The organism is Streptomyces sp. NPDC002057, from assembly GCF_040296665.1.
Taxonomy (GTDB): domain Bacteria; phylum Actinomycetota; class Actinomycetes; order Streptomycetales; family Streptomycetaceae; genus Streptomyces.
Genome location: NZ_JBEOXR010000015.1, coordinates 127,205 through 139,113 on the forward strand (window position 1 = coordinate 127,205; position 11,909 = coordinate 139,113).

Below are 11,909 nucleotides of genomic sequence, written 5' to 3' on the forward strand. Positions count from 1 at the left end.
CCGCCCCACCACGACCGAGGGAGCCCGAGTGACCACCGACGCCCGACCGACACGGCGCCAGTACCCGCACGCGGAGCGGCAGGACGTCGTCCAGGAGCTCCACGGGCTGCGCGTCCCCGACCCGTACCGCTGGCTGGAGGACGCCGGGTCCACGGCAACGCTCCGCTGGAGCGCGGAGCAGGAGACCCTCTACGCGGCGGAGCGCGCGTCCTGGCCCGGGCTGGAGCGGTGGGAGGCGGAGGTGGCGGCGCTCAACTCCGTCGACCGCGTCTGGTCGCCCAAGGTGCGCGGCGACCGGGTCTTCTGGCTGCGCCAGGACGCCGGCCGGGAGCACCCCGTGCTCGTGGTGGCCGGGGCCGGGGCGGGCACGGCGGAGCGGGTGCTGCTCGACCCGGCGGCCCTCGATCCGTCGGGACGGACCGTGCTCGATTCCTGGGAGCCCTCCGTGGAGGGCGATCTGCTGGCCTTCCAGGTGTCCCGGGACGGGACGGAGGACTCGGTGCTGCGGGTGCTCGACGTGGCCACCGGGGCGGTGGTCGACGGGCCCGTGGACCGGGTGCGGAAGTCGTCGATCGGCTGGTTGCCCGGGGGCGGGGCGTTCTACTACGTCCGCTACCTGGACCCCCGGCTGCACCCGGGCGAGGAGCGCTACCACCGCAGGGTCCAGCTGCACCGGCTCGGGACGGCGCCCGAGGCGGACGCCGTGGTCTTCGGCGAGGGGCGGGACAGAACGGAGTTCTACTCCGTCTCCGTGACCGCCGACGGCCGCTGGCTCGCCGTGACGGCCACCCTCGGCACCGGCCGGGGCACCGACCTCCACCTGGCCGACCTGGCCGCGGGCCCGCTCGACCGCCCGGCGCTCCGGCCGGTCCAGGAGGGCAGGGCCGCCGCCACCCGCCTGCACATGGTGCCCGGCACCGGTCCGGGAGACCCGGTGTGGCTGCGTACCGACCGTGACGCCGCCCGGGGGCGCGTCGTCGCGTGCCGACCCGCCGAACTCCACCTGGGCCCCGCTGCCTGGCGCGAAGTGGTCCCCGAACGGCCCGGCGCGGTCCTCACCCACCTGGTCGTGCTCTCGGGTCCCGAGCTGAAGCACCCGCTCGGACTGGCCGCCTGGACCCGCGACACGGTGGCCGAGGTGACCGTGCACGACCTGGTCGAGGGACGGCAGGTGGCCACGGTCCCGCTGCCCGGCACCGGCGCGGTCGGCGACTTCACGGCCGGGCCGCCCGGCGGTCACGAGGCCTGGTTCGCGTACACCGACTTCGTCACGGCGCCCCGGGTGCTCCGCTTCGACGCGCGCACGCTGCGCGTGACGCGCTGGGAGCGCGACGCCCCGGAAGGCCGCGCGGTCGGCGGTGCGGTGACCCGCCAGGTCGCCTTCCCCTCGCGGGACGGGACGACGGTACGGATGTTCGTGATCTCCCCGGCCGGGCGCCCGGACCGTCCCCGCCCGGCCCTGCTGACCGGGTACGGCGGCTTCGGCCGCACCATGTCCCCCCGGTACCGCGCCCAGGTCCTGGCCTGGGTCCGGGCCGGCGGGGTGTTCGCCTGGGCGGGACTGCGCGGCGGCGGCGAGGAGGGCGAGGCCTGGCACCGGGCGGGCAGCGGGGAGCACAAGCAGAACACGTTCGACGACTTCGCCGCCGCCGCCGACCGGCTGCTCGCGGACGGCTGGACCGAGCCCGGCGGGCTCGCGGTCATGGGCGGCTCCAACGGCGGACTGCTCGTCGGCGCCGCCCTCACCCAGCAGCCGGAGAAGTACGCCGCCGTGGTGTGCATGGCCCCGCTCCTCGACATGGTCCGCTACGAGCTGTCCGGGCTCGGCCCCAGCTGGACCCCCGAGTACGGCAGTGCCCAGGACCCCGCACGGCTGCCGACGCTGCTCGGCTACTCCCCCTACCACCGCGTCACGCCGGGGACCGCGTACCCGGCGGTGCTCCTGACCGCCGCGGACGGTGACACCCGGACCGATCCGCTGCACGCCCGCAAGATGTGCGCCGCGCTGCAGCACGCCACCTCCGGTGACGGGCCGGTCCTGCTCCGGCTGGAGCGCGGTGTGGGGCACGGCGAACGTTCGGCGTCCCGCGCGGTGGCGCTCCAGGCCGAGTGCCTCGCCTTCCTGGCCGCCCGGGTGGGCCTGCCCGCCCCGGAGCGCCCCGGCCCCGCGACCCCCTGAACGACCGGCTCCGGCCGCCCGACGGGGGTGGGCGGCCGGGGCCGGCGCAGGGGGCGCCGCGCGGCCCGCGGCGCCGGGCCTTCGCGCCCGACGCCCGACATGTGCGGCGCCGGGCGCCCTTGGCCCGCGGCCCTCAGCGGGCGGTCAGGACCGGGGCTCCGTGCCACGCGCCGCGCGCGTACAGCCGTATCAGGTGCGGCATCTCGTACTGCGCGGCGTGCGCCACGACCTCGCCGCCCGGTGAGGTCACCATCCCGGCGTCGATGAGCGCCTCCACCACCCGTACGGCGTGCCGCTCGTCGCACCCCAGGGCCTCGGCCGCGTCGGCGAGACCGAACGGACCGTCCCCCGTGCCCGCGGCCAGCCGTCCCGCGTCCCGGCCGCACTCCTCCGGCAGCGCCTCCCAGCCCCGGTCCAGCCATCGCCGTACGGACACGTCCCCTGAGGTCAGTTCGTCCAGGGCCCCGTCGGGGTCGGTGAGCCGGTCCGCGAACTCCCGCAGCGGTACGTGGCGGAGCACGGCGAGCCGCATGCCGCTCACCCGGACCGCCAGCGGCGACCCGCCGCACGCGCGCACGATGCGCAGCGCGGCCTCCCGGTCGGCCCGCACCCGCGGCAGGCCGACGAGCCCGGCGAGCAGCTGCACGGCCTCGGCGGTGCCCAGTGGCGGGACGGAGACCCGGTGGACCGGTGCGAGACCGCCCAATTGGCCGCGTGCGGTGAGCAGCACCCTGCTCCGCCCGCCGCACGGCAGCAGCGGCCGTACGGCGCTCTCCTCGGGCACGTCGTCCAGGATCACCAGCGCGTGGTGCTCCGCCAGCCACTCGCGCCACGCTCCGGGCCCGGAGAACCCGGTCCGGCCGGTGCGTTCGCCGAGTTCCGCGAGCACGTCGGTCAGGGGGCGCGGACAGCCGTCCGCGTCCCGCAGGGAGATACAGAGCCGTCCGTCGGTGAACCGGCCGCCGAGCAGATGGGCGGCCCGCACCGCAAGCGTGGTCTTCCCGGCCCCGGCGGGTCCGGACAGCAGCACGACGCCACCGGGGCCGCTGTCCTCCATCAGGTCCAGCAGGTACCGCAGTTCCTCGCCGTGGCCGGTGAAGTCGACGAGGTCGGGGGGCAGGGCGGCCTCGGCGGCGCTCTCCGTCCCCGGGCCCGCGCCGCCCCCGGACGGCGCGCCCGCCCGGACCGACCCGGCCGGCCCGACCCCTCCGGCCCGAACGACCGGGGAGACCGGAGCGACCTGGGCGTCACCCGCGAGGATCGCCCGGTAGCGGGCCGCCATGGCGCCGCTCGGCTCCAGGCCGAGCTCCCGGGCGAGGAGCTGCCGGTAGTCGTCGTACACCGCAAGCGCCTCCGGCTGCCGGCCGGAGCCGCTCAGGGCGCGCATCCAGGAGGACCGGAGCCGCTCCCGCAGCGGGTGTCGCTCGACCAGGTCGCGCAGCCCCTCCACGACCACCGGCGCGCCCCCCAGTTCCAGCTCCGCCTCCGCCCAGCTCTCGTACGCCGTCAGATGGCGCAGCTGGAGCCGCTCGGCCTCCTCGGCCAGCCGGGGCGACTGCCGCAGGTCGTCACCGAGCGGCGGCCCCTGCCACAGGTCGAGGGCCTGACGCAGCAGTCCGGCGGCCGGGCCGGGCGGCTGTCCCTCGGCGGCCCGCACGAGGGAGCGGAACCCCAGGAGGTCGAACTCGTCCTCCGCCACGCGCAGGACGTATCCGCCCCCGGTGTGGGTGAGCCGCGGCCGCTCCCGCTCGTCCTCCGCGAACAGCGTGCGCAGGGCGCTCACGTACACCTGGATGTTCTTGCGGGCCGTCCGAGGGGGCTCCTCCGGCCAGACCGCGTCGGTCAACGCGTCGACGGACACCGGCGCGTTGGCGGCGCCGAGCAGCATCGCGAGGACGATGCGCTGCTTCAACGGACCCAGGTTCAGGGCCTGTTCGTCCCGGTGGACCGCGAGCGGGCCGAGGACCGAGAACCGGAGCGTGCCGGGTGACGCGGCGGGTGGCGCGGACGGACGCGGCATCGAGCGAACCTCCGGATGGTGACGGGAACGGGTCGGTCGCTCGATGATCCGGCGACCGCCTCCCTCCACACATCGGTACCGGACCCGCACAGTTCCCTCACCGGCGGACGCGCCCTGGGGGCACGGCCCCCCATACCGGCGGGGACCTCCCCCATCCCGGGCCCGCCGGGCCCCCATACAACCCACGTTCCGGCAGGCGGCGGGCCGGGCGACCGGCAGCCTCAGGCCGGCGAGGCCCGTGGGGAGGCGCCGGACGGGTCCTGGTCGTCCGCGCGCTCCGCCGACAGCGCGCACAGTGCCGAGCGGTCCGCGCACCCGGTCTTCGCCATCAGGTTCGCCATGTGCTTCTCCACCGTCCGGGGCGAGATGCACAGGCGCCGGGCGATCTGCTGGTTGCCGGGCCGCTCCGGGAGGAGTACGAACACCTCGTACTCGCGCGGGGTGACGCCCGCCGTGCGCAGCTCAGCGGGGATCCGCTCCCGGCCGCCCCTGCGCTGCGGGACGCTCATCCCCGCCTGCCGGAGGACGGCCCGGCAGGCACCGGCCACCGGCTGCACGCCCGCCTCGTGGAAGTACTCCTCCGCCTGCCGCAGCCATGCGACCGGCTCGCCCCAGGAGTCGTGGAGCGCGGCCTCCGCGGTCAGCCGCAGGGCGAGGTGCCAGGCCTGCGGAAACACCGCCGCCGCCGCGCGGCCGGTCTCCTCCACGGCGCGCCGGGCGCCGTCCGGGTCGCCGTCCCGGCCGCGCAGCACCGCGTCGGCCATGCCGAGGAACATCCGGTTCCAGGCCAGTTGCGCGCCGGGCGAGGCGAGCGCCTCCCGGTACGCCTCACGGCCCGCGTCCTGATCACCGTGATCGCCGTGATCGCCCCGGGAGTGTCGGTCGCCGTCGAGGATCCGCAGCAGGGGGCGGAGCCCGTAGCGGCCACTGAGGTAGAAGAAGCTCGGGTGCTCCCGCTCCCAGGCCAGGGCCGCGTCGAGCTCCGCGTTCGCCCGCGCCCTGTCCTCGGCCATCAACGCCCCCACGGCCTGGCACAGTCCGCGCTGCAGCGGCACGAGCATCGACTCCTCGCCGCCCGCCCTGCGGAACCGGGTGAGGGCCCGCTCCTGCTCTCGGGCCCGGCCCTGGTGGGCCGCGAGCGTGGCGTCGACGAGCAGCAGATAGCGGTGGGCCGACAGGTTCTGGAGGCGGGCGCTGGCCTCCACGGACCGCTCGACGATCTCCCGGGCCCGCTCCCAGCGCCCGCCCAGCACGCTCTGCATGGCGAGCAGTCCGTCCACGGTCTGGAGCACGGCCAGGGAACCGAGTTCGTACGCCGCCGCACGGGCGGTCTCCAGCTGGGTGGCCTCCCCGGTCCGCATGAACGCGTTGGTGCCGAGCCGTACGAGCGCCTCGGCGCGGCTCACCGCCAGCCGGTGCTTCTCGGCCACCGCCAGCATCCGCACCAGGCAGGCGTCGGCCTCGTCGAAACCGCGCTCACGGGACAGCAGGGCGAGCAGTTGCCAGGCCTGACAGGCCACGACGGGGCGGCCGCGTTGCTCGGCCGTGAGCGCGGCACTCCTGGCGGAACGTTCCGCCTCCCTCAACCGCTCACGCCCGTCCCGACCTCCGCCACGCCCGTGGCCCGGGTCGCCATCCGGGCCGCCGTGGTCGTCCGGACGGTCCTGGCCGTCCCGCTCCGGCAGCAGCGCGAGGTGACCCTCGACCACCACGAGCGCCGCCTCCTGCTCCGGGCGCGGGGCCGCCCCGAGCAGCGCCCGGGCGGCCCGGATCCGGCGGCGCGCCTCCTCCTGCCGCTCCGCCATGGTCGCGACCCACGCGACCTGCGTGTGCGCCTGGGCCCGCTCCTCCACCGCCCGCGACCCGGCGGGCGCGGGCGGGAGGTCGTCGAGCAGTCCGGCCGCCTCGTCGATCCGACCCGACTCCGCCTGGGCGATGGCCAGTTGCACCGTAATGTCGTCGCGGTCCCCGCCGGAGGCCAGCCCCCGGGCGCGTTCGAGGAGTACGGCGGCCGAGCCCGACGCTCCGGCGTCCAGCATCTGCCGGCCGACCTGGGCGAACTGCCGGGACGCCGCCGCCTTGTCACCCGCCGCGAGGCGCAGCGTGGCCACCAGCTGGCTCTGCTCGCCGGAGAGTTCCTCGGCGCACTCCTCGATGGCCGAGGCCGCGCGCCGGGCCAGCGCGGCCTGTTCGGCGGGCGGCAGGGAGGCCCTGAGGGCGTCCGCCGTGAGCACGTGCCGGAAGGTGTAGTGGTCGTGGGCGGCTCCGTCCGGGGCGATGATCCCCGCCTCGGAGGCCGACCGGAGGTGGGAGAAGAGGGCGCGGTCGTCGAAGCCGGTCACCGCTCTGAGCGCTCCGACGGAGAACCGGCCGCCGAGCGTCGCCGCGATGAGCAGCAGTTCGCGCACCGGCTCGTCGAGCCGGCCGAGCCGGCGCGCCCAGCTGCGGACGGCGCCCGTGGGCACCGTCGCCTCGCCGTGGTCGGCGAGGAGCCAACCGCCGTCGGCCCTGCTCAGCCGTCCCATGTCGAGCAGGTCGGCAAGGAGCACCTCGACCAGGTACGGGTTCCCGCCCGCCCGTTCCGAGAGGTGCCGGTGTGCGGCCGGGGGCACCTCACCGGGTCCCGCGTCCAGGCAGGCGTCCACCATGCTCCGCACGGCGGCCTCGTCGAGCGGCTCAAGCTCCCTCAACGAGGCCGTGTTGCGGAGTTCGGCGGCCAGTGCGAGGTCCATCGCCGGACCGGGGTCCGGGCGGAGGGTGCCGACCAGCAGGACCGGCAGGTCCGCCACGTTGTCGACGACGTACTCGACGACCGCGATGGTCTCGGTGTCGGAGTCGTGGAGGTCTTCGAGGAGGATCACGCAGCCCCGCTCGCGGCCGAGCACCGCCAGCAGCCGCAGCAGCGCCTCGGCCAGCTCGACGAGGGAGATGGCGTAGCCGGGGGCCGTCGCGGTGGCCCGCCACTCCGGCACGAGGCCGGCCAGCGCGGGCCGGTAGGGATCGAGTTCCGGATCGTCCGGCGCGCCGGCGGCGCGGAACCGCGAGGACAGTGCCTCGACGAGCGGCCGGAAGGGCACGACGAGCCCGGTGGACGTGGCGCGGCCGCGCAGCACCGGCACGTCCCGGTCGTACGCCCGGAGCGCGCACTCGCCGGCCAGCCGGGACTTGCCGATACCCGCCTCGCCGACGAGGAACACCGCCCGTCCGGAGCCCCTCCGCACGCTCTCCAGGGCCTCGTCCAGCACCCCGATCTCGGCGTCCCGCCCCACTATGACCGACGATGTCGCTCGCATGGGCGCAGGCTACTTGAACCTTTTCGCGCGCGGCAGTGGGCCGGGGAGCACCCCGGCCCACTGCCGTCGGGCCCGGCCCACGCCCGCTCCGTCACGGCGTCGTCCCTGACACCTCCCCCGGCGGGGTGTCAGGGGCTCCGCCTCAGGACAGGGGGACGGTGCCGGTGGTGAAGGGCAGGTCGAGGGTGGCGGCGTCCAGGCCCGTCCCTCTCAGGAGTCGGCCGCGGAGCCCGAGCGTCCCGCCGGCCCGGAGCGTCACTTCGCCCACCGGGTCGTCGTGCACCGAGGTCTCCGCGCCGGCTCCGCCGTCGACGTACTTCACCGAGTCACTGATCTGCATGGGTCCTCACTCGTCCTTCGTGTTCGCAGAAGTGGTGGTCGTACCGAGCCGTGCGGGTGGAGCGGTGGGAAGGGTGAAACAGGTGAAACAGGTGAAACAGGTGGGACTGGTGGGGCAGATGGAGCAGTCCGGACGGACCCGGAGGTCGTCGCGTCGGTCAGCCCGGTTCGGGGCCCGAGCCGGGCGGGCTCAGGAGGAGCAGCGACGGAACCCGCTCCGGGAACCCCGCCCTGAGCAGCCCGTGCCCGATCCCCGCGAGACCGGTCAGCAGGCCAGGGTGCGGGACCCCGTCCGGGGCGCCGCTCCGGGCATCGTGCTCCTCGACGGAGGCGAGGAGCGTCCCGGCCCGGCGGATCCAGTGCGGGCGGGCCTCCGGGAGCGCCCCGTGGCCCAGGAGTTCGCAGACTCCGGCCTCACCGTGGCAGAGGCTGTCGTCGGGAGCCGGCCGGTCCCGGCCCAGCTCCTCGACGGTCCGACGGGACCAGGCCGCGAGGTACGGGTCGTCCAGCGCTCCCGGGGCGTCCAGCACGGCGAGGGCGACGCCGGCGTCCCCCCGGCACCAGGCCGAGCCCCGGCTGCCGTCCGGGCCCCCGCCGACGGCCGTTCGGAGGGCGGACAGTCCCGCGGTCCTGTACCGCTCGACGGCCTCGCCCCCGGAGGCGGGCGGCTCTCCGGCCCAGGGTTCCGTCTCGGCCCGGGCGAACCGCAGCAGGGCCCAGCCGATGCCGGCGGCGCCCTCGGCGAAGCCCCGCCCGACACCCGTGACATCGGCCTCGGCGAGCCGGTCCGCGCACGCCCGTGCCGTCCGACGGAGGTCCCGGCCCGTGTGCTCCGCCCCGCCTCCGACGCCGGAGCCGTGGACGGCCAGCAGGGAGACGAGGCCACCGGCGAGCCCCGCGCCCACCCCGTACTCCCGCTCCGCCCGGGTCGCGGCGGTGGCCAGGCGCAGCGCGGTGGCGGCCCAGGAGGCGACCTCCGGGTCGTCGAGCAGCCGGGCCGTCCCGGTGAGCGCGTACGCGATGCCGCCGAGACCGGAGAAGGCTCCCGAGCCCACGGCGCCGAGGTCCTCGGGCCGGGCGCTCAGCGCGTCGAGCAGGTCGGGCACCGGAGCCAGGGCCGTCCGGGCCGCCTCCGCGTAGTGCCCGGCCCCGGTCAGCGCCGCCAACTGGGCCAGGAACAGGGCCGGTCCGGTGTAGCCGCCGGCCAGATCGGCCGGCATGGGGCCGATCCGCCAGTAGCGGTCGTCCAGGAGCTCCAGCCCGATCCAGTTGCTGCGCGGTCCGTCGCGGTACGCCAGGGAGACCAGCTGGTCGCCGACGGAGCGGGCCGCCGACAACAGCCGCTCCGGCTCCGGGGCGCGGTCCGCGGTGCCGGTGCGCCGACCCTCGGCGGGCCGGTGCGCGGCGGCACCGGAGGTCGTGGCCATGGCGGCCCGCACGATCCATTCCTGGTCCTGCCGGTCGACGGTGTCCAGGGCGCCGATCTTCGCGGCGACGCGCTCGGTCCCGGGCAGCTCCGCGCGTCCGGCCGGCAGCCGTTCCGGCGCGCCCCACAGGTGCTCCAGGCCCGGGCGGGCGGTGAACAGGGGCACGTCCCCCGACCAGAGCTGGGCGATCTCCTCGTCGACCAGGCCGGGTTCGAGGACGGCGCCGAACAGGTCGGTCCGCAGGCTCTCCAGGACCCGCTGGCGTTCGTCCGCGTCCTTCAGGAGTCCGGGGTGCGTCGACTCGTCGAGCAGCATGCTGTAGATCCAGGTGGGACGCACCACCACCCGCACCTCGTCCTCGGCGAAGTCCTTCAGCAGGCTCGTCCCGTGGAGGAGTTCCTCCCTGGCCGCGCCGATCACCGTGTACCCGGCGCGGAACCCGGCGCAGAGCGCCTCGACGTGGGCGCCGGGCTCGATGGGCCCGCCGCCCGCCAGGTGGGGCCGGTTGGCGGATTCGCCGAACGTCCCGGCCCTGCGCACCAGACGCATCCGGTCGGTGCCGGCCCCGGCCCAGTCGGGCCGGTCGACGGGCGACACCGCCTCGTGTCCGCCGCCGACCGCCGAGACGTCCAGGGCGCTGTGGTCACCCACGAGGAGCTGCGGCAGCAGTCCGACCCGGTACACCGAGTCGTGGAGCGCGCGGGCCGCCGGATCCTCCGTGGCGGCGACCGGCAGCGGCGGGTGGAACAGGGTCTCCACGTCGACCAGGACCGGGTGGGCGCCGACGGCGATCAGGTTCTCGTGGTGGACGTCGGTCCCGTCGAGCAGGTGCAGCAGGGCGAGCAGCGCGCCCTGGCGGCGGTAGAACGTCTCGACCTCCTCGGCGGAGGCGCAGGGGCGGGCGACGACGAACTCCACCCATCCGTAGTCGCCCCGGTCGAGCAGCCGCAGGGTGCGGAGGTCCACGGCGCCGGGCAGCCCGTTGTACCAGGTGACGAGGGCGTTGAAGTGGCGGTGTGCGGCCAGGGGCCTCGGCTTGTACACCAGGCGGGTGCCGTCGGCGAAGCGGAGCAGCATCACGCTCCGGCCGTTCCGGTGCCCGTCGCCGGCACCGGGCTCGATCCCGACGAGCAGCCCCGGCCCCTGTCGTCCGGACCCGCCGAACTCACCGGACTCGCAGCCCTCGTGAGCCCCGTCGGCCTCACCGGACGCGTGGGACTCACCGGCCACATAGGGTGCACCGGACGCGTGGGACTCACCGGCCACATAGGGTGCACCGGACGCGTGGGACTCACCGGCCGCATAGGGTTCACCGGACGCGTGGGACTCACCGGCCGCATAGGGTTCACCGGACGCATAGGGTTCACCGGCCGCACGGGACTCACCAGCCGCGTCCGACGCCCTGGACGCGCCGAGAAGGCCGGCGGTCAGTCGGGGGCGGTCGTCCGCCCACCGCTCCAGCGCCTCCGCCACGGCGTCCGCCGAGTCCAGCGCCGCCCGGCCCAGGATCCGCGCGAGGACCGGCCGCCCGGCCAGCAGGGCGGACAGACCGCGCCGGGAAGCGGTCCGGGCCAGGAAGTCCCGGAACCGGGCCCGCGTGTCGTCCCCTTCGAGCAGCCCCGCGGTCCGTGCCTCGTGGAGTTCCAGGACCAGCGTCCGCGCCGCCGCCCGTGCCAGCCTGCCGCTGAGCTGCCGCTGCAGGTCCTCCCGTACGGCGGCCAGGTCCACGAGCCTCCGCGCCCGCTCCGACAAGCGCCCTTCCAGCCGCTCCCCCGCGCGGAGGGTGAACGGCCGCAGGACCCACTCGAAGCCGCTCAGCCCCGGATACTCCCCCTCGGGTGCCACGGCCTCCGCGGGCGCGGCGGCCACGGCCTCCTCGGCCAACGCGGCCCAGTCGGGGCGCCCTTCGCCCGCTTCACCGCGGACGAGACCGGCACCCCACCACCGTGCGACCGCCGACAGCGACGCCTCGGCCCGCCCGTGTCCGACCTGCACCGCCATCACCCCTCCTCCGCCACCGGGCCCCTCGCTCCGCGACACGTCCGATCCTGGTACGGGGGGCGCCTCCTCGGCATGGGGAACCAGCCCCCATGTTTGTGCCCTCGAAGGAATTCCGAAGCGCGGGGCGGCACATCCAGGGCGCCCATGTGCCGGCGCTGCTCTCCGGCCCTCCCGAGCACCGGCTGTCCTGGGGCTTCGACGTGCTCGTCAACGGCATCGTCGGCACTCCCCTCCCCCGCGCGGCGGACTGACCCGCCGCCGCGCCCGGGAGACACGCCCAGGGGCAGCGCGCACAGGGCTCAGGCGCGGGCGACGACGCGGGCGCATCCGGGGATGCGCGCGCCCCAGGCGGAGCGCGCCGCGCGGGCACGCCTCAGGAGGACACCCGGTCCTGGAGGGCCGACTTCCAGGCGGGGGCGGGGGCGGTGGGCTTGCTCTCGGGGCGTCGGCCTCCCTGGGCGAAGAAGTCGACGAGGGGCAGCAGGGCCGCTCCGACGGTGACGGCCTCCGGGCCGAGGGTGCCGAGGCCGACGGCGGTGCGGCTGGCCGGGTACTTCAGGGCGTACTCCTTCGCGTATCCGGTCACGGTCTCCAGGAAGCGGGTGCCGAGCTGGAGTCCGGCCCAGCCTCCGACGAGGATGCGCTCGGGC

Annotated in this window: 6 protein-coding genes and 1 pseudogene; 2 read left to right on the plus strand and 5 right to left on the minus strand. The window is 76.1% G+C overall.

Annotated elements, in window-relative coordinates; genetic code table 11:
• The first annotated feature begins 28 nt into the window (after window positions 1-28).
• Window positions 29-2,179 (plus strand): prolyl oligopeptidase family serine peptidase, encoded by a 2,151-nt coding sequence (locus ABT129_RS15165; RefSeq protein WP_351900878.1) that lies wholly within the window; start codon window positions 29-31, stop codon window positions 2,177-2,179.
• A gap of 133 nt (window positions 2,180-2,312) precedes the next feature.
• On the opposite strand, the gene ABT129_RS15170 is transcribed toward ABT129_RS15165, so the two are convergent.
• The 4 genes from ABT129_RS15170 to ABT129_RS15185 form a co-directional block, all read right to left on the minus strand.
• A complete protein-coding gene (locus ABT129_RS15170; protein ID WP_351900880.1) occupies window positions 2,313-4,199 on the minus strand; it encodes an AfsR/SARP family transcriptional regulator in 1,887 nt (628 codons plus the stop codon).
• A 221-nt stretch (window positions 4,200-4,420) separates the two neighbouring features.
• Window positions 4,421-7,492, minus strand: coding sequence for a helix-turn-helix transcriptional regulator (locus tag ABT129_RS15175; RefSeq protein ID WP_351900882.1), 3,072 nt, complete (start codon window positions 7,490-7,492; stop codon window positions 4,421-4,423).
• Between the two features lie 142 nt (window positions 7,493-7,634).
• The gene (locus ABT129_RS15180; protein WP_351900884.1) at window positions 7,635-7,832 is read right to left on the minus strand and encodes a hypothetical protein; all 198 of its coding nucleotides are present in this window, start codon (window positions 7,830-7,832) and stop codon (window positions 7,635-7,637) included.
• A 157-nt stretch (window positions 7,833-7,989) separates the two neighbouring features.
• Window positions 7,990-11,259: a type 2 lanthipeptide synthetase LanM family protein gene (locus ABT129_RS15185; RefSeq protein ID WP_351900886.1), complete on the minus strand. Its 3,270-nt coding sequence runs from the start codon at window positions 11,257-11,259 to the stop codon at window positions 7,990-7,992.
• An 89-nt stretch (window positions 11,260-11,348) separates the two neighbouring features.
• Here ABT129_RS15185 and ABT129_RS15190 point away from each other — a divergent pair, with 89 nt between their 5' ends.
• Window positions 11,349-11,510, plus strand: a complete 162-nt coding sequence (locus tag ABT129_RS15190) for a hypothetical protein (protein ID WP_502981772.1) — start codon at window positions 11,349-11,351, stop codon at window positions 11,508-11,510.
• A gap of 122 nt (window positions 11,511-11,632) precedes the next feature.
• Here the strand turns inward: ABT129_RS15190 and ABT129_RS15195 are convergent.
• Window positions 11,633-11,909: pseudogene (locus tag ABT129_RS15195) on the minus strand (sugar kinase); the annotation flags it as partial.